The organism is Methanobacterium subterraneum (assembly GCF_002813695.1).
Taxonomy (GTDB): Archaea; Methanobacteriota; Methanobacteria; order Methanobacteriales; family Methanobacteriaceae; genus Methanobacterium; species Methanobacterium subterraneum.
In genome coordinates, this window is the sequence record NZ_CP017768.1 from 2,221,264 (window position 1) to 2,241,349 (window position 20,086).

At 38.5% G+C, this 20,086-nt stretch carries 16 protein-coding genes and 1 pseudogene; 12 read left to right on the top strand and 5 right to left on the bottom strand.

Annotation, left to right across the window (positions count from 1 at the left end; all coding sequences use genetic code 11):
• Window positions 1-32 precede the first annotated feature (32 nt).
• From xth to BK009_RS10785, 7 genes and pseudogenes are all read left to right on the top strand, one after another.
• On the top strand, window positions 33-812 hold the full coding sequence (gene xth, locus BK009_RS10755; protein ID WP_100909568.1) for an exodeoxyribonuclease III: 780 nt from the start codon (window positions 33-35) through the stop codon (window positions 810-812).
• 169 nt (window positions 813-981) lie between these two features.
• The gene (locus BK009_RS10760; protein ID WP_100909569.1) at window positions 982-1,278 is read left to right on the top strand and encodes a DUF2769 domain-containing protein; all 297 of its coding nucleotides are present in this window, start codon (window positions 982-984) and stop codon (window positions 1,276-1,278) included.
• A 296-nt stretch (window positions 1,279-1,574) separates the two neighbouring features.
• Window positions 1,575-2,900 carry a Glu-tRNA(Gln) amidotransferase subunit GatD gene (gene gatD, locus BK009_RS10765; protein WP_100905029.1) on the top strand — a complete coding sequence of 442 codons (1,326 nt, stop codon included), beginning with the start codon at window positions 1,575-1,577 and terminating at the stop codon, window positions 2,898-2,900.
• A gap of 32 nt (window positions 2,901-2,932) precedes the next feature.
• Window positions 2,933-4,807, top strand: a complete 1,875-nt coding sequence (gene gatE, locus BK009_RS10770) for a Glu-tRNA(Gln) amidotransferase subunit GatE (protein WP_100909751.1) — start codon at window positions 2,933-2,935, stop codon at window positions 4,805-4,807.
• 14 nt (window positions 4,808-4,821) lie between these two features.
• Window positions 4,822-5,732: pseudogene (gene trxB / locus BK009_RS10775) on the top strand (thioredoxin-disulfide reductase).
• Window positions 5,733-5,839: 107 nt separating this feature from the next.
• Window positions 5,840-6,694: a TIM barrel protein gene (locus tag BK009_RS10780; RefSeq protein ID WP_100909570.1), complete on the top strand. Its 855-nt coding sequence runs from the start codon at window positions 5,840-5,842 to the stop codon at window positions 6,692-6,694.
• A 163-nt stretch (window positions 6,695-6,857) separates the two neighbouring features.
• Window positions 6,858-7,076 (top strand): hypothetical protein, encoded by a 219-nt coding sequence (locus tag BK009_RS10785; protein WP_100909571.1) that lies wholly within the window; start codon window positions 6,858-6,860, stop codon window positions 7,074-7,076.
• Between the two features lie 83 nt (window positions 7,077-7,159).
• On the opposite strand, the gene BK009_RS10790 is transcribed toward BK009_RS10785, so the two are convergent.
• From BK009_RS10790 to BK009_RS10810, 5 genes are all read right to left on the bottom strand, one after another.
• Window positions 7,160-7,969, bottom strand: a complete 810-nt coding sequence (locus tag BK009_RS10790) for a V4R domain-containing protein (RefSeq protein WP_100909572.1) — start codon at window positions 7,967-7,969, stop codon at window positions 7,160-7,162.
• A gap of 71 nt (window positions 7,970-8,040) precedes the next feature.
• Complete coding sequence (locus BK009_RS10795; protein ID WP_100909573.1) at window positions 8,041-8,238, bottom strand: hypothetical protein; 198 nt, start codon at window positions 8,236-8,238, stop codon at window positions 8,041-8,043.
• Between the two features lie 25 nt (window positions 8,239-8,263).
• Complete coding sequence (locus tag BK009_RS10800) at window positions 8,264-8,602, bottom strand: cupin domain-containing protein (protein ID WP_100909574.1); 339 nt, start codon at window positions 8,600-8,602, stop codon at window positions 8,264-8,266.
• Window positions 8,603-8,745: 143 nt separating this feature from the next.
• Window positions 8,746-10,056: a hydroxylamine reductase gene (gene hcp / locus BK009_RS10805; protein WP_100909575.1), complete on the bottom strand. Its 1,311-nt coding sequence runs from the start codon at window positions 10,054-10,056 to the stop codon at window positions 8,746-8,748.
• Window positions 10,057-10,420: 364 nt separating this feature from the next.
• Window positions 10,421-10,927: a hypothetical protein gene (locus BK009_RS10810; RefSeq protein ID WP_100909576.1), complete on the bottom strand. Its 507-nt coding sequence runs from the start codon at window positions 10,925-10,927 to the stop codon at window positions 10,421-10,423.
• A gap of 288 nt (window positions 10,928-11,215) precedes the next feature.
• Here BK009_RS10810 and BK009_RS10815 point away from each other — a divergent pair, with 288 nt between their 5' ends.
• From BK009_RS10815 to BK009_RS10835, 5 genes are all read left to right on the top strand, one after another.
• Window positions 11,216-14,149 carry a chemotaxis protein CheB gene (locus BK009_RS10815; protein ID WP_100909577.1) on the top strand — a complete coding sequence of 978 codons (2,934 nt, stop codon included), beginning with the start codon at window positions 11,216-11,218 and terminating at the stop codon, window positions 14,147-14,149.
• Between the two features lie 72 nt (window positions 14,150-14,221).
• Window positions 14,222-15,790, top strand: a complete 1,569-nt coding sequence (locus BK009_RS10820; protein WP_169923167.1) for a sensor histidine kinase — start codon at window positions 14,222-14,224, stop codon at window positions 15,788-15,790.
• Between the two features lie 69 nt (window positions 15,791-15,859).
• Window positions 15,860-17,518, top strand: coding sequence for a PAS domain-containing sensor histidine kinase (locus BK009_RS10825; RefSeq protein ID WP_236950982.1), 1,659 nt, complete (start codon window positions 15,860-15,862; stop codon window positions 17,516-17,518).
• Window positions 17,519-17,864: 346 nt separating this feature from the next.
• Window positions 17,865-18,986: an AAA family ATPase gene (locus tag BK009_RS10830; RefSeq protein ID WP_100905018.1), complete on the top strand. Its 1,122-nt coding sequence runs from the start codon at window positions 17,865-17,867 to the stop codon at window positions 18,984-18,986.
• A gap of 228 nt (window positions 18,987-19,214) precedes the next feature.
• A complete protein-coding gene (locus BK009_RS10835; RefSeq protein ID WP_100907321.1) occupies window positions 19,215-19,958 on the top strand; it encodes a DUF4013 domain-containing protein in 744 nt (247 codons plus the stop codon).
• Window positions 19,959-20,086: the final 128 nt, after the last annotated feature.

A 20,086-nucleotide genomic window follows, 5' to 3' on the forward strand; every position in this document is an offset into this window, starting at 1 on the left:
ATATGGTGTTTAATAAGTTATGAGGTGGGAATTTGAGAAAAATCAGGATTTTATCATGGAATGTCAACGGAATCAGAGCCGTGCACAGAAAAGGATTCAGAGAATGGTTCATGAAAGATAAACCTGATATATTATGTATACAGGAAACAAAGGCAGTTCGTAAACAGTTTCCTGCAGATATTAGGGGTATTGATGGATATAATCTATACCTCTCCGAAGCAGAACGCAAAGGATACAGTGGAGTGGCCACTTACACCAGTATAAAACCTGAAAAAGTGCAAAATGGGTTTGGAATCCCCAAATTTGACAGTGAAGGCCGTACCCTCATCACGGATTTTGGGGATTTTGTTCTCTTTAACATCTACTTTCCCAATGGTAAAATGTCACCGGAGAGATTACAGTACAAGCTGGACTTCTATGATTCCTTCCTGGACTATGCTGATGCCCTTAAAGAAGAGGGTCGTAACATCGTAGTTTGCGGGGATGTGAACACCGCACACCATGAAATCGACCTGGCCCGCCCCAAGGAAAACGAGAAAATATCAGGATTCCTGCCTATTGAAAGGGAATGGATGGACCGGTTTTTAAGTCATGGCTATGTAGATACCTTCCGGGAATTCAACCAGGAACCCGATAATTACAGCTGGTGGAGTTACCGAACCCGAGCCCGTGAAAGAAATGTTGGCTGGAGGCTGGACTACTTCTTCGTGAACCAGGAATTCATGAAAAATGTGGAATCAGCCTACATTCTTACCGATGTTATGGGTTCTGACCACTGTCCAGTGGGAATCGACATAAAACTGGATGGTTAATTCCTCTAGATATTATTATTGGCTATAAATTGGATTTAATTAACAGTTCATGTACCATAGATTTTGTTTGAATGGTTAGGTTTCAAGTGCTTACATGTTCCAATCCTCTGATTGAATTTGGTTTGATTAAACATATTATTGCAGATTAAAATATATCGGGAATGATAAAATGGACAAATTCAAGGAAAAAATGGATAAAATGGCTTCAGAAGGTTTTTCTGACTCGGAAATTGGGGAGAAATTTTTGGATGAAATGGGAGATTTCTGTATCTGTCCAGACTGTCCCATGTTCAACCAGTGCGCCCAGGAAAAATACGAAGGATTGTACTGTATGTTAGGTGAATCCACCTGTAATCTGGAAGAAGATGACTGTATATGTCCGGAATGTGAAGTAGCAGAAAATTTGGAACTTAAAAATGATTTATTCTGCATCAAAGGGTCAGAAAAAGAACTGAGAGGACTTTAAGGGATATATTTTCTCCCAATTTATTATTTGTTTTCATAGCATCTTCAAAATTCTTTATTTTAGATTTTTTTTATTTTTAAGTGTAGTTTATAGATTTTTATCCTAGAATTAACAACCATTAATTAAGGATTTTTTTAAAAAATATGATGGATAAGTTATTGATTATAAGTTGATGGGAATTAGGAAATGAGAATGAATATTTTGAGTAAAAATGGAAAATGGATTAGAATAATAGATTAAAGTAAGTTTGATTCGTCAAATTTAATTTTTCATTAAAAAAAATTTAGAGGGATGCTATGAGTTATCGTGGAAGAGCTAAACAATTTTTAGAGTCACAGAATATTTCCATTGGAGATATGATCTCCATAAAAAAAGAGACTGTCAAGTACAGGGGCATGCTCCTGGACCGGGCAGAAGATGCTGACCAACTGCACATCGTACTCAAGATGGACAGTGGCTACAATGTGGGAATTGCCATAGACGGAGCTGAAGTTGAACTCATAGATAAGGGAGAAAAACCAGAAATTAACCTTCCCCCACTGGATATTCAGCGGGATCCTGAAAAAAAGGATGTATCAATTATATCCACAGGGGGGACAGTGGCTTCTGTTATCGATTATAAAACTGGGGCAGTTCACCCTGCATTCACCGCTGACGACCTTCTAAGGGCCACCCCGGAACTACTGGATGAGGCCAACATTAGTGGAAAGGCCATCATGAACATATTAAGTGAGAACATGAAACCAGAGTTCTGGGTGCAGGCGGCTCAGTCTGTGGCTGATGAAATAAGTGGGGGAGCTGATGGGGTGGTAGTGGCCCATGGAACCGACACCATGCACTACACTGCAGCAGCTTTAAGTTTCATCCTGGAAACTCCGGTGCCCATTGTCCTCACCGGTGCCCAGAGAAGTTCCGACCGGCCGTCTTCTGATGCATTCTTAAACCTCATGAGTTCAGTGGCCATTGCCAAGTCAGACATAGCCGAAGTCACAGTCTGCATGCACTCCACAGAAAACGATAACCAGGCACACATCCACCGGGGGACCCGAGTTCGGAAAATGCACACCAGCCGCCGGGACACCTTCAACAGTATCAATAGCCCACCACTGGCCCGGGTAAAGGAAGGCAAGGTAAAAATCATTGATAAAAACTTCCATTACCATAAACGTGGTGAATGTCAACTGGAGGTAAATGATTCACTGGAAGAAAAAGTGGGTTTCATCAAAAGTTATCCTGGAATAACTACTGAACTACTGGATTATCACATTGATAAGGGTTACAAAGGACTTTTAATAGAGGGAACCGGTTTGGGTCACTGCCCAGACCATCTGATCCCCTCTTTACAGAGGGCAGCTGATGAAAAGATCCCGGTGGTGATGACTTCTCAATGCCTCTACGGCCGAACCAACCTCAACGTTTACAGTACAGGTCGTAAACTATTAACTGCAGGTGTCATACCTGCCGGTGACATGCTACCGGAAGTAGCATATGTTAAACTGGTATGGGCACTGGGACAGACCAGCCAACGGGAAGAAGTTAAAAAAATCATGCAAACTAACCTCAAAGGAGAAATAAATGAAAAATCCTCTTCAAAATACTTCTTAAGAGATTACGGGGAATAAGATGGATCGTGGTGATTAAGATGGATGAAAATATTGATTACGATAAACTGGGCTTGATGATGGGTTTGGAAATACACCAGCAGCTCAACACAACTAAAAAACTCTTCTGTCCCTGTGAATGTGAATTAACCGATAAAAAACCAAAGTACCGTGTTTTAAGGTATCTGAGGCCCACCCAGAGTGAACTGGGAAAAATCGATAGGGCGGCCTTTGAAGAATCACGCCGTGAACTCACCTTCCTCTATGATGCCTATCCTCATCACACCTGTCTGGTGGAAACAGATGATGAACCACCACATCCCCTGAATCAGGAAGCACTGGAGATCGGACTTATAATTGCCACCCTCCTGGACATGCAAGTGGTGGATGAATTCCACACTATGAGAAAACAGGTAATCGATGGAAGTAACACTGGAGGATTCCAGAGAACAGGACTCCTGGCTATCCAGGGACATATGGAAACACCCTACGGTAAGGTTACCATTGAGAACCTTTGTCTGGAGGAAGACGCAGCCCGGCGTATGGGACAAAGAAAGGGGAAAGTAGAATTCCGCCTGGATCGTCTGGGAATCCCTCTCCTGGAGATAACCACAGATCCATCCATGAAACGCCCGGAACAGGTACGGGAAGTAGCCTACCAGATCGGTCAGGTTCTGCGCAGCACCAAGGTAAAAAGGGGCTTGGGAACCATACGTCAGGACTTGAACATATCCATCCGCGAAGGAGCCAGGGTTGAGGTGAAAGGTGTCCAGGACCTGGATTCCATGGAACAACTGGTGAAAAATGAAGTTCTACGCCAACTTAAACTGCTGGAAATTAAGGATGAGCTACAAAAAAGAGATGCCCAAGTTGAAGACAAGATCCACGATCTTGGGGAACAGTTAAAGGACACTGAGTCAAAAATCATCCATAAAGCCATTAAAACGGGTGGAAAAGTATTAGCAATTAAACTCAAGGGTTACCGGGGATTAATTGGTAAAGAAGTGCAACCCGGCAGGAGATTCGGAACTGAACTGGCAGGGTATGCCAAAAAGATGGGTGTAGCAGGTATATTCCACACTGATGAATTACCGGCCTACGGAATAACTTCCCTGGAAGTGGAGATCATTAACCAGTTCCTGGAAATCGGGGAAGAGGATGCTTTTATTCTAGTTGCCGATGAAAAGGATAAAGCCAGAAATGCCCTGGAAGAAGTGCAGAGAAGGGCTGAAATGGCCATGGAAGGCGTTCCTGAAGAGACCCGGAAGGCCCTGGATGATGCCAACACTGAGTACCTCCGGCCGCTACCCACTGCCAGCAGAATGTATGTGGAAACTGATATTCCCACCCAAGTGGTCTCTAAAGAACTCCTAGGGTACGTCCAGGCCAATCTTCCGGAACTTCCCAAAGAAAAAGAGGCCCGTATAATAGATGGATATAACTTAAGTGAAGATCTAGCACATCAATTAGTGCGACAGAACAGAGTGGAACAGTTCGAAGAAATTGTTGCAGAATGTGGGGTTGAACCGACGACTGTGGCTTCACTACTGGCTTACACTCTCAAAGAACTAAGAAGGGAAGGTCTGGATGTGGAAAATCTCTCTGATAGTCTGAAGGGAACATTCAAGTTACTGAAACAGGGCAAAATATCCAAAGATGCTGTTTCGGAGGTGTTAGTGGGAGTTTTGAAGGAAAACTGGACTCCTGAAGAGGCTGCTGGAAATTTAAATTTATTAATGCTTTCAGAAGAAAATGTCAGCACCATAATTGTGGAGATAGTATCTGCCAATGAAAACTTGATAACAGAAAGAAAAATGGGAGCTATGGGGTCTTTAATGGGAATGGCTATGAAAGAACTCAAGGGAAAAGCAGATGGGAAACTGGTAAATAAACTTCTAAAAGAAGAAATACAAAAATATTTACAGTAAGTGGAGATGTTTTTATGGAAGAATATGATCTGATTATCATTGGCGGAGGACCTGCCGGATTAACTGCAGGGATATATGCTGGAAGGCAGGGAATGAAAACGGTGATACTGGAGATGATGACTGGGGCTGGTTCTGGTTACATGGTGCCCAGTATGGAGAATTACCCTGGGTTTGATGAGATTTCAGGAAAAGAACTGTTGGAGAAGATGAGGAAACAGGTGGAAAAACATATTCCAGTGAACAACATGGAGGAAGTTAAGGAAATTGAAACAAATGATTCTTCTGGTATTCTCTTAACCACATCAAAAGGTGAATATAAAACCAAGTCACTGATAATATCCACTGGAAGTCGTCACAGAAGGCTGAAGGTACCTGGTGAGATCGAATATATTGGACGTGGAGTTTGTTATTGTGCCACTTGTGACGGACCTTTGTATCCAGGTAAGGATGTGATCGTGGTAGGGGGAGGAAATGCTGCAGTTCAGGAAGCAATCTACCTGAAAGGACTGGGATGTAATGTAACCATAATACACCGCCGAGACCAGTTAAGGGCTGAAAAGTATCTTCAGAAAAAATTAGAAGAGAATGAGATCCCGGTAATATGGGATTCAGTGGTGGAAAAGATAAATGGAAACATGGTTGTGGACAGTGTAACTTTGTTCAACCGTAAAACCGAGGAGAAAACTGAACTACCTCTTCATGGAATTTTCATAGCAGTGGGGAGGAACCCCTTAGTAAAGTAGCCAGTGAGGCTGGTGTGGAAGTAGATAATGTCGGATACATCCAGACTGACAAGTACCAGCGAACCAACATTCCTGGAATCTATGCTGCTGGAGATATAACTGGTGGAATTAAACAATGGGTGGTGGCCTGTGCTGAAGGAGCAGTGGCAGCCTTATCCGCATTTGAAGATGTGATGGGGTAGACATCTGCGTATTTAGTCTTATGGGATACAGAAAATCCATTAAATTTATTTTTTCAAAGTAAATTTTATAATTAAAGAATAAATTAGATAAATCGAACCTGATATTCATGAAAAATAAGATTAAATTCGGTCCAGCGGGCAATCCCCTGGGTTTCAATGGCCAAACAGTCGAAGTTTGTGACTACATCCGTGGAATAGGTTTGGATGCCTACGAATATCAAGCCACATATGGGGTGAGAATCCAGAAACAATCTGGCCTTAAACTGGCTGAAAATGCCCTTGATAATGATGTAAGGGTTTCCATGCATGCACCTTATTACATTAACCTATCTGCGCAAAAGGAGGATGTACTGGAAAGATCGATTGAAAGGCTGGTTCAATCAGCCAGGGCAGCGGAGTGGATAGGTGCCTACCGTATAGTTTTTCATCCGGGATTTTATACAAAATACACTCCATCTCAAGCATTGGATATGTGTAAAGGAGCTATTAACGAACTTCTGGAGAAATTAGACTCCCGGGGAATAAAAAAATTCACTTTCGCACCTGAGACCACAGGCAAACGATCACAACTAGGTAGTCTGGATGAAATCATTGATATTTGCCAGTCTTTTGATCATTTCAACCCCACCATTGACTTTGCCCATGTTCACGCCAGGGGGAGAGGTTGTATTAAAGGGGCTGATGATTATCACCGGATAATGGTTAAATTAGAGGATGGATTGGATGGAATTGGGGGTAAGAAGGAAGTATTGCACTGTCATTTTACTAGGATTGAATACACTGATGCTGGTGAAAGGAAACACCACATCCTTACGGAAACAGAATACGGCCCTCCACTGGAGCCATTACTGGAAGCACTGGTAGAATGTGGGTGGGATGCTACCATTATATGCGAAACTCCCTTTTTAGAGAAAGATGCTCTGGTAATGAAGCAGAATTATCAGGATATCCTGGAAAAATAACACGTTAACACTGAATAGGAGAGAAAATTGGACCCTATTAAATTTTAGATACCCTGTAATCCATTTAATATATCCAGTAGTAAGGAGTGGGAATGTTGATATTTAAGTAAAATATATATTCGCAATATGGATAATGTTTACCAGGGATAATAATGGTGGGTTAATGAAAGAACCAATCATGGTTAAAAACTTCATTGATGGGAATCAAATCAGAGAAGATGATTTGCTGGCGATAATCCATGATTTTATTGAGGAAAGTGTCCTAAAAAGTGTAATCAATGAGTTTATAGATGAAGATGTGAATTATTTAAAGGTGAAGAATCGTGAGTTGCGATGGTTGGCTACTAAAGCCAGATTCCGGGCGAAAGATTCTGAAATGTAAAAATAATAGATGAAATTAGATAATATATTTTCTGGGAATTTTTTCCCTTTTGGGTCCATTGATTCAGGCATTCAATTATAACTTTATTCAATTACAAAACGGCAGGAATTATCTCCCAGAGCGTAGCATTTGGTTTCCCTAACACGGATCTTTTCTTTATTGTACTTGCTGAATAATGATTCAAGGATGCCACTGTCAAAGGCACATGCCGGTCTACCCAGGTAGGGCAGGCCACTGCATTCAAAGCAATCCTGTACACTGATGGTTAATGGTTGGAAATTTTTAATCTCAACTGATCCCAGACTGTGTGTTTCCCAAAAATTGGCAATATTTCCCAGAAATTTATCCATATCAGGGTCTTTAACTTTTTCATAGAGGGCTTCCCCTACCTTTAAACCGGCTTCATGGAGTATGGGATCTATATCCACGCCCTGGGTTAGTAAAGAAATTCTTATAGTATGGAATATCAGTCTAAAGAATTCGAATGGATCATTTTCACTTGCAATGTATCTCTTGATGTAGGCGGAAATATCTTCCTGAAGTTGCTGGCGCTGTAATTTACCTATATACTCTGATTGAATGAAAAATATCTTTTTTCTGGCATCATTAGGGTCGATACGGGAGTTGATGATCTCTTCCCTGGTCATTGATTTCAGATGACTGGATACAGTTGATTTAGCACGCCCAGAAAACTTAACTATCTCATCGAAACTGAGATCACCCTCACGTAGCATGGATAAAATTTTTACCCGTACCGGGTTTTTAATAGCCTTCACCCCTTTAGGTGTGGCAAAAAGTTCGATCTGTATATTTTCAGATCCATAAACGGGATTATTGTCGTTAATCCTATTATCAATAATATTTCTATCCTGTATTGTATTGTTTTTTTCCATTTTTCATCCTAGATTATCTTTTTTTCTTATATTTGCGGTGCAATATTAAATAGTATTTAGGATGGTGTTGGTTATTGGCCTCTTTCACAACGGAAGCATGTGTCAGTATTCCGATCAGTTTTGAAGGTTATGCCACACTTTTTACAAGTCACATCATGCAGGGAAGTTTTTTTGTCAATAACTTCCAGGGCACATGAGCATTTCCAACCCATTTTACCTTTTAATGCTTGTTCGAATGCTTTATCTTCATCAACTTCTTTTTTAGGCATATTATCCCCATTTATATATTATATTTTATAATAATCTTGTATTCTCAGTGGGTCTGGGTACTTTAACCACCAAAAACCGGAGTGTTTTATCACTTTCATTGTACCAGCAATGAGGTATACGGGCAGGACTGTCTATTAATGAATCTTTAGCAACCTCTTTCTTCTCTTCACCAATTTCAACTATGCCAACACCTTCTAAAACATAGAAAAATACATCTACAGGAGTTATATGCTTTTTAAGTGATTCACCGGGCTCGAGTTTTATGTGCACTGCCACTGCATTTTCAGTATCGTACATTTTCCGGACATCCACTTTATGTGGTGTATCATCAATAGGTAATTTTTCCATTTCAACAATTTTCATTTCCAACACCCTTTGTCAAAATTTAATTATTCATCTTTTAATAATGGAACCCTACCACTTATCTTAATAACGGAATCTTCGTTTAATCTCAATAATGAAAAGTCCTCAAAATAATTCCTAAAAAAGGGAGGGAATGGGATTATTCATCCCATTATGGCTTTTATGTCCTCTTCCGGATCTCCAATTGGTTTTAGATCATAGTTTTCTACTAAAACATTGATAATGTCTTCATTGGCCCATCCAGGTAGTATTGGTCCGATGTACATTCCTTTAATGTCAAGAGCCAGTAAACTCCAAAGAATTGCCGCAGCTTTTTGTTCCATCCAGCTCAGAACAATGGTCAATGGTAGTTCATTGAGTTCCACACCGAATAATTCAGTCAGAGCGACGGCAATGTCCACGGCCACTATGGCATCGTTACACTGCCCCAGGTCTATCAGTCGGGGCACTCCTTCAATATCCCCTAAATCCATGTCGTTGAAACGGTATTTTCCACAGGCCAGTGTCAGCACCACTACTTCTTTAGGGAGTTTTTCCACAAATTCGGTGTAGTATTTAGCCTGAGGTTTGGGGGAATCACATCCGCCCACCAGGATGAACTGTTTTATTTTCCCAGCTTCCACCAATTCTTTGATTTTAGGGGCGAGGGACAGTACAGTTGAAGCTCCGAATCCCGTGGTTAATACGGTGTCTCGTGCTTCATCTTCCAGTTCTGGTAGTTCCAGGGCCTTTTCAATTACTGGTGTGAAATCATTGTCATCTATATGTTGCACTCCAGGTAGTTGAGCCACACCACTGGTGAACATTCTTTCTTTGTATTCATCCCGTGGTAAAAGTACACAGTTTGAAGTTCCCAGGATGGCTACTGGATATTTGGAGAAGGTCTGTTTCTGGTCAAACCAGGGTCCTCCCAGCTGTCCCACTAAGTGTTTGTATTTTTTAAGTCCTGGGTATCCATGGGCTGGTAGCATTTCCGAGTGGGTGTATATGTTAATTCCTTTTCCTTCGGTTTGTTTTAGGAGTTCTTCCAGGTTTTTAAGGCTGTGACCAGTGACTATGATACCTGGGCCTTTAACTGATCCAACTGGAACTTCAGTTGGCACGGGTTCGCCGTAGGTTTCATTATGGGCCTTTTTAAGTAGCTGCATGGTTTTGATGTTCATCTGACCAGCCTCAAGGGCCAGTTCCACCAGGTCTGCGGCGTCGAAGTTGACGTTGGTCAGGGTGGAGAAGAAACCCTTTTCCAGGAAGGCATCCACATCATCATCAGTGTATCCCAGTTCACGGGCATGGTAAAGGTAGGCTGATATTCCTTTTATAGCGAATAGCAGGTTGTCCTGCAGCCTAGCAACGGTGGGCTGTTTTCCACACACTCCTACAACGGTACAACCAGTTTCACGGGCAGTTTGTGAGCACTGGTAACAGAACATATCTAATGCTTCTTTTTTCTCCATTATATCTCCTCCTTTATTACTTTCAACCGTTTATGGTTTTCTTAAATAAGTCAATGAATCCTTTTTCTTTCTTCTGTACTTATTACTTTTTTATCATTCTTTAATTGTTCTAATTTAAACGAATAGTTCTAAATATAACGAATGTTCTATACTTGTAGAACAAACTATTTATATTTTTTGTCCATTAGTGGGAAAAAAATTTATGACTTTTGAATGGAAAAAAATGAGATTAGAACGTTTTTTCACATAATCAAATCGGAATAGTGGGTAATAATTGAAATCATCAAATATATTGGTTTAAAAGGGATAATGGGAATATTTATCATTAAAATTTAAAAAAGACTTTAAATAAAAAATTAGCAGGTTAATAGTCTAACTCGGGCTGTTCTTCATACAACAGGATCAGTTCTTTGATAAAAGTCTCTTCATTTATTTCTCGTTTTGCAAAACTTATTTGTAAGTTCTCTATTTTCTGAATATACTCCAATTCGTTATCGTAATTCTTTTTTGCCTCTTCTAGAAATGTTGGATTATTATCTGATTGCCCTCCAGAAACAATAGCATCATATCCTGCCTTAGAACCCTGCCTATTGATTTGGGAGTGTTCCTTTATTTTGATTATAATGTTTTCAGGGGATTCATCATTTTTAACTGAGTTAATCAGTGATTGGTCAAATTTAGAAACTTGAGGCCCGCTGGTAACAATAAATATGGCACCCAAAAGCACTATAAACCCAAATACTCCTATTAAAATTAAAATAACTTTGTTCCTTCCTTTACTGGTCTTTTTAGATGGAATTTTCTCCCCACAATTTTGACAAATAACACTATTTTCATCATTTTCGGTGTTGCAGTATCTACATTTAACCATATTAGTTCCTTCCTACAGAATGTGAAATAGATTTGTTGAGTATAATTAATGAAAATTTATTTGGATTTGTAAGTTTCCAATCAGATTCTGCTATACTAAATGTAAAAATATTATAATAAAACGATTTTGAGTAGATTTCCATAATTAATATTATGATACTCTTAACCGATTGGTGAAATGGATAATATCTACAGTTCAATATTTATATCATTTAATAAATTCATAATGATTATAGAAAATAAATTTTAACAAAAGTTCTTTATTTTCAATGTTTTTTAAGGGGGTTTCATGAGTAAAAAAAATAAAAACAAATCAAAAGGGGAAATCACTCCTAAATCACCAAATAAATTGCCCGTAGTTGCTATTGGGGCATCTGCCGGTGGTTTAGATGCTCTTAAAAAGTTTTTTACTGCTATGTCCCCTGATCCAGGAATGGCTTTTGTCCTGGTCCAACACCTGGATCCCACCCATGAAAGTACCCTGGCAGATCTCATGAGCAGGTACACCCCATTGAAAGTGGTTCAGGCTAAAGACGGGATGAAAGTGGAATCTGACTACCTGTACATTATACCTCCTAACAAGGATATGGGGCTGATGAACAGAACCATCCAACTAATGGAACCAGTAGAACCTCATGGAATGCGACTGCCAATTAATTTCTTTTTAAAGAACCTGGCTGAGGATCAAAAGGAACGCTCCATTGCCATAATCTTTTCCGGATTTGGAAGTGACGGTACCATTGGCATAAAATCCATCAAAGCCGCCGGGGGGATGGTCATGGCACAGGATCCCGCCACAGCTGATTCAAATAGTATGCCAGCCAGTGCCATCCAGACAGGGCTGGTGGATTTTATCTTACCTCCTGAAGAAATGCCTGAAAAACTGATGAACTATGTAGAATCTGCCCATAAAACCATTAAAAAAATTATCACCCCGAAAGAAGAAACTGAAAGGGCGTTACAGAAGATATTCATGCTAATTAGGAACCGAACTAGCCATGATTTTTCTTATTACAAAGAGAACACGGTTTATAGGCGAATTAGTCGGCGTATGAATATTCATCAAATAGAAAACATACAAACGTACCTCCGCTATTTACAGGAAAACCCACATGAAATAGATATTCTGTTCAAAGAACTTTTAATTAATGTAACCAGCTTTTTTAGAGACGAAAAGTCATTTGATTCTTTTAAAAATAGTTTAAAGGAACTTATAAAGCAAAAATTGGATGTTGACAACTTAAGAGTATGGGTTCCAGGATGTTCAAGTGGTGAGGAAGTTTACTCCATAGCTATTATTATCCATGAGCTGTTGGAAGAGTCTGGGAAAAACATAGATGTGCAGATTTTTGGCACAGATATAGATATTGATGCATTAACAACTGCCCGTTCTGGAACTTATCCCATCACAATTGCAGAAGATGTATCTCCAGAACTATTAAATAAATATTTTGTAAAAAAAGACAATGTTTTCACCATTAGAACAGATATACGGGAAATGGTAGTTTTTGCACCGCATGATGTCCTTATAGACCCCCCCTTCACCAAGCTGGATGTTCTATCCTGCCGAAACCTCCTAATCTACCTTAATGGTGAGGCACAGCAAAAGGTAATTTCTAATTTCAATTATGCTCTTAATAAAGATGGAATTCTATTTTTAGGCCCTTCAGAAAGTGTAGGGGAATTCGTTGATGCATTTAATGTGGTGGACAAGAAGTGGAAAATATTCAAATGTGTTAAATCCACTGAATTTATTCGCAGATTCGTGGAAGTTCATCCCATACCCCGAACCCTGCAACTCTCAAATTTTGAAACTGGAATAGGCCTAAAACAGTTAAACACATCCAAATCGGTTAACATTGTAAATTTAGCTGAAAAAGAGCTTTTGGATATTTACGTCCCGCCTTCAGCTATAATCACAGATTTTGGTGAAATTTTATATATTCATGGTCGTTTAGGGAATTATCTGGAGCCTGCCCAGGGGAAAGCCAAGCTTAATATTGTGGAGATGGCTCGGGAAGGTCTTAAGTTTGAATTAAACTCATCAATTCAAAATGCCATTTCCAAAAAAAGTGAAATAGTAGTTGAAGGTTTGAGAGTGAAAAACAATGGAGGGCATATTTTCATTAACCTCAATGTAAAACCACTGGAACTTGAAACCACTAAGGGATTGTTAATTGTCTCTTTTGAGGAGGTTTCGGTGGATAAAAATGGTAAAAAAGATAAAATGAAGCTGAACATGGTTACTAAAGGCGATGAGAGAATTCGTGAATTGGAAAGTGAGTTAAATCTAACAAAAGAACGCCTTAACGTTACCATTGAAGAGATGAAAAGTTCAAATGAAGAGCTCCGTTCAGCCAACGAAGAACTTCAATCAATGAACGAAGAATCCCAGAGTACCAATGAAGAACTGGAAACCTCCAAAGAGGAGTTACAGTCCATCAATGAAGAGATGGTTACAGTTAACAACGAACTGCAAATGAAGATCGACGAGCTAACCCAGGCCACGGATGATATGAACAATCTTTTCAACAGTACTGAAATAGCCATTATATTTTTAGATCGGGATCTAAATATCCGACGTTACACCAAAGAGGCAACTAATCTCATAAAAATGATAGAATCAGATGTGGGGCGCCCCTTCTCTGATATTGCCACCAATTTAAAATATGATAATTTTACAGATGACATTCAACAAGTCATGGATAGGGTGACCTTTAAAGAAACAGAAATAGAAACAGAGGATGGAAAATGGTTTCAAACCAGAATAATGCCCTATAAAACCTTTAAAAACGTAATTGATGGGGTTGTTATCACATTTAACAATATTACAGAGAGGAAAGAACAAATCACAGATGCTCTTGATGCTCTGGAACTGGCAGATAGTGTTGTTCAAACAGTACGTGAACCTCTGCTGGTGTTAGATAGCAAGATGAAAGTGGTTTCAGCCAACAGATCATTTTACCAGACATTTAAAGTTACCCCTGAAAATACAATTGGAAAAAACCTGTACATAATGGGTGACAGACAGTGGGATATAACATCATTAAGGAATTTATTAGAAGATATACTTCCAAAAAAAGCTGATTTGAAAGATTTCGTGGTGGAAGATGATTTTCCAAATATTGGTCATAAAAAAATTATTCTAAATGCTCGCCAGATTTACCAGAAAGGTAAAGGTACAAGCATGATTCTACTGGCCATGGAAGATGTTACCCCTTAAAGATCGGATTCATAATTTAAAATAATGAGACTTCAATATAAACTTATTTTATTAAATAAGTGGGGTGTTCTTATGGCGGAGAATGAATACGGGGGGAAGTTTGAAGAACTTCGTAATAAGGCAGAGGAAGTATTGAGAGATAAAAAGGAATCTGGAAAGGAACTTGGACTTGAAATTGATGAATTGATTCATGAGTTGGAAGTCCGCCAGATTGAATTAGAAATGCAAAATGAAGACCTTATTAGAATTCAAATTGAATTAGAAGATTCTAGAAGGGATTATCTCGAGTTATATGACTTCGCTCCAGTGGGATATTTCACTCTGGATGAAAACGGGATCATCAAAATAGCGAACCTAACTGGCTCTGATATTCTGGGAAAACCTCGTAAATTCATCCTTAACAGTGCATTCATCCTTTATGTGGCTCCAGATTATAGAAAAACGTTACATTCTCACTTTCACCAGGTTATGAAAACTCAACTTAAAAAAAAATGCGATATTGAATTAATATCTCCTGATAGAACTCCTCTTTTTGTTACTTTAGATACTATGGCTGTTTTAGATGAAGATGGAACATTTAAAGAGTTTAGGGTTGTAATTACCGACAACAGTGAGCGAAAGAAGGCAGAGGAAAAAATTGAAGAATTCAATAATCAGTTACAATCAACAATAAACGCAATTCCCGACTTAATGTTTGAAGTAGATATAGAAGGACGTTTCTATGATTATAATGCACCTTCTGCCGGCGATCTTTATGTTCAACCAGAAAGTTTCTTAGGTAAAACCGTTTTTGAGGTGTTACCTCCTGAAGCAGCGGCTAAGATCATGGAAGCATTGAAAGAAGCTTCAGAAAAAGGAAAACATAGGGGTATGATATATCAATTAACTTTACCCTATGGAGAAAAGTATTTTGAGCTTTCTATTGCTAAAAAACCAGTTCCTAAATCAAAATCTCATTTTATTGGGCTAGCACGCGATATAACCAAACGTAAAATAGCAGAAAAACAAATTAATGAAGTTCTAAAAGAAAAGGAAATGCTTATAAAAGAGATTTATCATCGGGTGAAGAATAATTTAATTGTAATGTCCAGTCTCCTAAATCTTCAAGCTGATTATGTCGAGGATAAAGCGTCATATGAAATGTTCATGGAAAGTAAGAATCGTGCACGTTCAATGGCCTTAATTCACGAACGCCTGTACCAGTCCACTGACCTCAGGGAAATTGATTTCGGTGAATACATCCGATCTCTTTCTATGGATTTATACCAAGCATATGTAAGTAACCCTGAACTTATCAATCTTGATATGGATCTAGAGCCAGTAAATGTGGATATTAATACTGCAATCCCTTGTGGGCTTATTATTAATGAACTGGTAACCAACGCCTTGAAACATGCCTTCCCCCAAAATAGAAATGGAACGGTGAATATCAAATTCCATTCAAAAGATGAAAATCTTATTTTAGAAGTTATTGATGATGGGATGGGTTTTTCTCCGGATATTGACTTTAAAAATACAGATTCACTTGGTTTAAAACTTATAAATGTACTCACAGGTCAGATTGATGGTGAAATAGATTTGAAGGTAGATGATGGAACTGAGTTTAGAATTAGTTTTCCCAAAGTGAAATTTAATGGTTGATATGTTACATGTTGTTTAGGGGGTGTTGTTATCAAAAATCCTGAAAACCGCAGAGAAAAGGCCGAGAAATTGTTAAACCAAAAAATTAAAGGCTTGAATATTCCTGATGATACCAGTGAACTAATCCATGAACTTCAGGTGCACCAGATAGAATTGGAAATGCAGAATGATGAGTTAAGAAAATCCCAACTCAAAGTTCAAACTTCACAAGATAAATATTTTGAGCTTTATAATTTCGCACCAACCAGTTATTTCACTTTAGGTGAGAATGAGCTCATAAAGGATGTTAATTTAGCAGCCGTCACTTTACTGGGGGTGGAGAAAACCAATTTAATAAACACTGCTTTCATCAGTTTCATCGCTCCTGAATCACGTCACAAATTTTTCAAACTGATTAAAAGTGTTAAAGACAATAAAGATAGGCAAAAATGCGAATTGAATCTCGTAAAGAATAAAAAACCGATTCCGGTTATCGCAGGAATTAACTATCTTCCGGATGAGATCGGGGGTTTTAAATCACTTTTAATAACCGTTGCTGATATTACTGACATTAAAAAAGCAGAAATTAAACTAAAAGAGACTTTAGAGAATCTTGAGGATCAGGTTAAAGAACGTACCAAAGAATTGTTATTAGCTAATAATTATAACCGTAATCTGATTGAAACATCATTAGATCCATTGGTAACCATAGGACAAGATGGTACCATCACCGACGTGAATGTAGCTACGGAAAAAGTAACTGGTTACAGGCGTGAGGAACTGATAGGTACTGATTTCGCAGATTACTTTACCAATCCCCAGGATGCTAAGGATGGATATCAACAAGTTTTCCAGAAAGGGGTGGTGAAGGATTATCCATTGGATATTAAAAATAAGGATGGTAGTTTAACTCCAGTTTTGTATAATGCTTCAGTATACAAGGATGAGATTGGTGAGGTTATTGGAGTTTTTGCTGCTGCACGCGACATTACCGAACAAAAAAAAGCAGAAAAAAAGCTCATGGAATATTGGGAAAGTCTGGAAGAACAAGTTAAACAACGCACAGAAGAACTTGCAAAATCTAATGCTGATCTAAAAGAATTTGCTTACATAGCTTCTCATGATCTAAGAGAACCTTTGAGAATGATAACTATCTTTTTACAATTATTAGAGCGTCGTTATGGGGATCAGTTAGATGATGATGCCCATGAATTCATAGGTTTTGCTGTGGATGGAGCCAAACGTTTGGATAAAATGATCATGGATTTATTGGAATATTCAAGCGTAGTCAACCAAGAATTAATTTTCAATGATACAAATTTAGAAGAAGTCCTAAATGAGGTTATTTTAAACCTTAACGTCGTTATTAATGAGAATAATGCTATTATAACCTATGAAAACTTACCCGTGATGAGAGCTGATGAAAATCTGATGATTTTATTATTCCAAAATCTTATCTCTAACTCTATCAAGTATCGCAGTAATAAAAATCCTGAAATCATTGTTTCTGCTTTTAAAGAAGGGGATCACCATGTTTTTCATGTTAAAGATAATGGAATAGGTATCGATCCTAAACAATTGGACCATATTTTCACCATTTTCAAGAGATTACACACCCATAATGAGTATGAAGGGTCCGGAATTGGCCTTTCTATTGTCCATAGGATTGTTCATCAACATGGTGGTGAAATCTGGGTAGAATCCGAACCAGAAAAAGGCAGCACATTCAAATTCACCATAAAAAATTAATAATTGATTCTATTAATTGCCATACTCATTCAAGCATATGAAACTATTTTCATCCATTTTAGGCGGTTTAAATTTTTTTATTTAATGTTTTAAAATGAATCAACAAATAAATTAAAAATTGGACTATAATCACTAAATAAAAAAAATTTATCTTACTCCTCTAAAATATAGGAATTTCATGTAATGAAAAAACTCTTAAATAACTAACATCTATATATAAATCTTACAAATAATCTATATATAAATTCAACATTAACCAATCAGTTTTATTTCTTAAATCCATTATTTAATAGAATAAAGAATTTATCATCCTAATTATTCGAAAAAAGGCGTAAAATGTGATATATTGAAACTCAACAACATAACTCCTGACCCAATTGTATCTGAAAAAAAGACCTCCACTGGTCTGGAAGAAATCAGGAAAGAAACCAAGATGGTGGTACTACAATCTATTGGTTACCCCTTCCTGTGCAACCTGGTGGAGAACCCTAAAATCGAAATATTCGACAATGAACTTTTCGAACTCTACGCCCGGGAACAATGGGTAGGTTCCACAGTAAAGGAAGGATCATTCCTTTTTGATCAAAAATTACTACCTGATTTTGCGTTTAAGGTTATTAAAGCCCACCCTGATGACTCCCGCATAACCCAAAACACTTCCATACTCTTGATGGAAGTGGAAGAGGTTCGTGAGATCAAAAAGGTGGAAAGCAACTTTAAAATGGATGATGTTATTGGCCAGGAACGGGCCAAAACCAAGTGCAAGATCATCACCAAGTACCTCCGGGAACCAGAAACCTTCCAGGAATGGGCACCCCGTAACGTTCTGTTCCACGGAACTCCCGGTACTGGGAAGACCATGCTGGCTAAATCACTATCCCATGAAATGCAAGTTCCCCTCTTCTTGGTTAAAGCCACCAGCCTAATAGGAGAACATGTGGGTGATGGAGCACGCCAGATCCACGACCTTTTCGATGCAGCTTCTGCCTGTGCCCCGGCAGTGATCTTCATTGACGAGATAGATGCCATAGGCCTGGACCGTAAATACCAGTCCCTTAGGGGTGATGTTTCCGAGGTGGTCAATGCCCTATTAACAGAACTGGACGGCATCAATCCCAACCTGGGGGTGGTAACCATTGGGGCCACCAACAATCCACAGTTACTGGATTACGCCCTTCGGAGTCGGTTTGAAGAAGAGATTGAATTTGTTCTCCCTGATGAGGATGAAAGAAAGCAGATCCTGGAATTGTACATAAATTCTATGCCTTTACCAGTTGAAACTGATGTAAAAAAACTAGCCCGCCTTTCCAAGGGTATGTCTGGCCGGGAAATAAAAGATCGTCTCTTAAAGGTGGCACTGCACAAGGCGATCTCGGAAGACCAGGGCAAAGTGACCTGGGAAAACTTCCAGTACGCACTGAAACACCATGAAAAAGAGAAAAACGAACCTAAAAATATGTTCGCTTAATCTTTTTTCATTTTTTTATTCTTTTTTTTAGGAACTGCAAACTACGGATTCATGAAATTATTTTCAAAAAAAAACAAATAATGATTAAACCATTAATCAACAATGGGGTAATATTCAGTATTCCATCAAATTAGCTGTTATCAATTATTCGCATAAATTGTAATGGAAAAACTCCCAGATTAAGTTAATGCCAAATAAAAGTATAGTAATATGTAATATGGTGTTTATATGAAATTAAAGGTTATTTTGAATGACGCAATGCGGTTTGCTGTTTCTGATTGGTATAATTTTCTAGTTCTGGGGGTAATACTGCTTTTAGTTGATCATCTCATTGATTTAAGCGCTCCTTCATTGATCGATGGGTTGTGGGATATCTTCCTAGTCTTGGTTATTATCTTTTTGTCCTTCATTGAGGTGGGATATGGTTTCCGTATTGTGGAAGAAACAGTGGAAGGATCTAGTCGGCCACCAGGTTTCCATAATTTAAGGAACTTGTTCTGGCACGGAATTAAAGAAAGTTTAGTCTTAATTGCTTACTTTATCATCCCCCTCATCCTGGCTGTTTTTGGCATTTCAGAGTTTGTAGAACTGATTAACTTAGATTTAAGCCCATTAATCACAGATTATGCATTAGTTCTTGCCATAATATTTTTCCTTTGTTTTAATATTATGTTGCAAGGGGCAATTCTAACCATGGCTCATCATGAGGGCAGCATTCGATCCGGATTCAACCTACCCCTGGTTTTTAGGAAGATAAGAAAAGTAGGATTGAAAAATATGCTCATAGTTTCAATAATCACCATCGTGGTGCTCTACATTGTAAAACAAATAATCTTTGACACCCTACATGGACTCCCCTACCCGGAGTCCATGGTGAGTGAAATTATCTCTACCCTTATAATTGCACCATTCCTGATGATATTCACCACCCGTTTGGTGGGATTAATGGATGTACCTGTTGATGAAGAATGATTGGAAAAAAATTGTATAAATAAACTTGTTGATGAGTATGGAGTTGGGTGGGTAAATAAGATCTAATTAAAACAGGTCACTCTAATCCGGATAAATAGTTGCCGTTAATTTAATCATAGTTTTGAATA

Bases quoted from the DNA above. Each gene is read 5' to 3' on its own strand.
- BK009_RS10815 (WP_100909577.1), top strand. From the start codon at position 11,216: ATGAGTAAAAAAAATAAAAACAAATCAAAAGGGGAAATCACTCCTAAA.
- BK009_RS10780 (WP_100909570.1), top strand. From the start codon at position 5,840: ATGAAAAATAAGATTAAATTCGGTCCAGCGGGCAATCCCCTGGGTTTC.
- BK009_RS10760 (WP_100909569.1), top strand. From the start codon at position 982: ATGGACAAATTCAAGGAAAAAATGGATAAAATGGCTTCAGAAGGTTTT.
- BK009_RS10835 (WP_100907321.1), top strand. From the start codon at position 19,215: ATGAAATTAAAGGTTATTTTGAATGACGCAATGCGGTTTGCTGTTTCT.
- BK009_RS10790 (WP_100909572.1), bottom strand. From the start codon at position 7,969: ATGGAAAAAAACAATACAATACAGGATAGAAATATTATTGATAATAGG.
- gatD (WP_100905029.1), top strand. From the start codon at position 1,575: ATGAGTTATCGTGGAAGAGCTAAACAATTTTTAGAGTCACAGAATATT.
- BK009_RS10820 (WP_169923167.1), top strand. From the start codon at position 14,222: ATGGCGGAGAATGAATACGGGGGGAAGTTTGAAGAACTTCGTAATAAG.
- BK009_RS10810 (WP_100909576.1), bottom strand. From the start codon at position 10,927: ATGGTTAAATGTAGATACTGCAACACCGAAAATGATGAAAATAGTGTT.
- hcp (WP_100909575.1), bottom strand. From the start codon at position 10,056: ATGGAGAAAAAAGAAGCATTAGATATGTTCTGTTACCAGTGCTCACAA.
- BK009_RS10785 (WP_100909571.1), top strand. From the start codon at position 6,858: ATGAAAGAACCAATCATGGTTAAAAACTTCATTGATGGGAATCAAATC.
- BK009_RS10795 (WP_100909573.1), bottom strand. From the start codon at position 8,238: ATGCCTAAAAAAGAAGTTGATGAAGATAAAGCATTCGAACAAGCATTA.
- BK009_RS10800 (WP_100909574.1), bottom strand. From the start codon at position 8,602: ATGAAAATTGTTGAAATGGAAAAATTACCTATTGATGATACACCACAT.